The organism is Stenotrophomonas sp. SrG, from assembly GCF_050031795.1.
Classification (GTDB): Bacteria; Pseudomonadota; Gammaproteobacteria; order Xanthomonadales; family Xanthomonadaceae; genus Stenotrophomonas; species Stenotrophomonas rhizophila_A.
Window position 1 is genome coordinate 1 of sequence record NZ_JBNBBE010001197.1, and the last position, 238, is coordinate 238.

At 74.4% G+C, this 238-nt stretch carries 1 pseudogene; it reads right to left on the bottom strand.

Features of this window, described 5'->3' with window-relative positions:
- Positions 1–238: pseudogene (locus ACQG3P_RS23245) on the bottom strand (xanthine dehydrogenase family protein molybdopterin-binding subunit); the annotation flags it as partial.

The window sequence follows — 238 nt, forward strand, 5'->3', positions numbered from 1 at the left end:
CGCATCGGCGGCGAGCAGGGCGGTCAGCGTCTCGGGGCCGGCGGGGTCGTCGCGGTGCGCGAGGCTGCCATCGCGGATCCCGACGGCGTGCAGGCGGGCGCGCGCGCGGGCGAACATCTGCATGGCATCCCATTGGCCGGTGGCCATGCCACAGCCGACCCACTCATTGCCTTCGCGGCGGGAACTCGGCTGCTGCGGGCGGTCGGCCCAGCCGAAGCGGGCTGCACCCTGCTCATAG